The sequence below is a fragment of the Pseudaminobacter salicylatoxidans genome, assembly GCF_003148475.1.
GTDB lineage: Bacteria > Pseudomonadota > Alphaproteobacteria > Rhizobiales > Rhizobiaceae > Pseudaminobacter > Pseudaminobacter salicylatoxidans.
In genome coordinates this window covers 1-1361 of the sequence record NZ_QGGG01000039.1, presented here as the reverse complement: position 1 = coordinate 1361, position 1361 = coordinate 1, and the positions used below count along the sequence as shown (strand labels likewise).

The window sequence follows — 1361 nt, the reverse complement described above, 5'->3', positions numbered from 1 at the left end:
AAATTGATGATGTGGACGGCCCTCCGAACCCGTCGCGCGAGATGCTAAGATCATTCTGCGCAACTCAGAGAAGGAACCGTGTCATGACTTTCGAGAAGATCACTGTCGTCGGCCTGGATCTGGCCAAGAACGTGTTTCAAGTTCATGCTATCGATGACGTCGGCAATGTTATTGTCCGGCGGCAGCTTCGCCGAAATCAGCTCCTGCATTTCTTCGAGCAGTTGCCACCCTGCCTCGTCGGCATGGAAGCTTGTTCGACTTCACATTACTGGGCGAGGGAACTCGGTGCCTTGGGCTTCGATGTGAAGCTTATGCCTCCGGTATATGTAAAGCCGTATGTGAAGCGCGGGAAAAACGATGCAGCAGATGCCGAAGCGATTTGCGAGGCAGTCACCCGTCCAACCATGCGCTTCGTACCGGTGAAAAATTGCGAGCGTCAGGCTCTTCTTATGCAGCACAAGACCCGAGATCTTTTTGTGCGGCAGAGAACGGCTCTGATCAACGCACTCCGAGGCCATTTGGCCGAATTCGGTATCATCACGCCTCAAGGAAAGTTCGGGCTGAAAGCTGCTCTCGAAGCCTTACACGTCGCGAAAGACCATCTTCCTGAACCGTCGTGGCAACCCTTCAAGCACATTCAGATGCAGCTAGAAGAGCTGAGCAATAAGATCGCCGAGCTTGATCGCACCATAATGCAGTGGTGCCGGGACCAAGCTGCCGCTCGGAGGCTGATGACCATCCCAGGCGTCGGCTTTCTCACGGCGGCCGCAATCGCGGCTTCGGTTGGGAATGCCGAGGAATTCAAATCAGCGCGACAGTTCGCGGCTTGGCTTGGCTTAACGCCGCGACAAAATAGTAGTGGCGGAAAGGAGAGGCTAGGGCGGATCAGCAAGCAGGGCGATCGGACAATCCGACGATTGCTGGTAGTCGGCGCCACTGCCGTCATACGACGAGCGCGCATTGATGCTCCATCATTCCCGTGGATCGCGAAGCTCTTGCAGCGCAAACCGGCACGCATGGTGTCGGTAGCGATCGCCAACAAGACCGCCCGCGTCGCGTGGGCTCTTCTGAGAAGAGAGGAGACTTACCGGCACGCAGCCGTTTGAAGGAATCCGGCTCGGCAATCGTCGACCGGAGGAATGAAGGACTGAGTAATGATGGCGAACCGGTTGGACCGGGGATGGAGCAAAGCCTAGGTTCCCCCAGAGCCTTGAGCTCGACAAATTGATTGGCTCTCCATCCGCGGACTTCATCAGGGCCAGTGGCTACAATGCCACGATAAAAGGCCGGACACATGACTGAACCTGACCGATCCCATCGATACAGAGTCTTGCATTCCACGGGCCGTCCACACATGGGGG

Annotated in this window: 1 protein-coding gene; it reads left to right on the top strand. The window is 56.4% G+C overall.

All coding sequences use genetic code 11. The features are described 5' to 3' along the window. Positions 1 to 83: 83 nt before the first annotated feature. On the top strand, positions 84 to 1106 hold the full coding sequence (locus tag C7441_RS23670) for an IS110 family RNA-guided transposase (RefSeq protein WP_036567425.1): 1023 nt from the start codon (positions 84 to 86) through the stop codon (positions 1104 to 1106). The last annotated feature ends 255 nt before the right edge of the window (positions 1107 to 1361 follow it).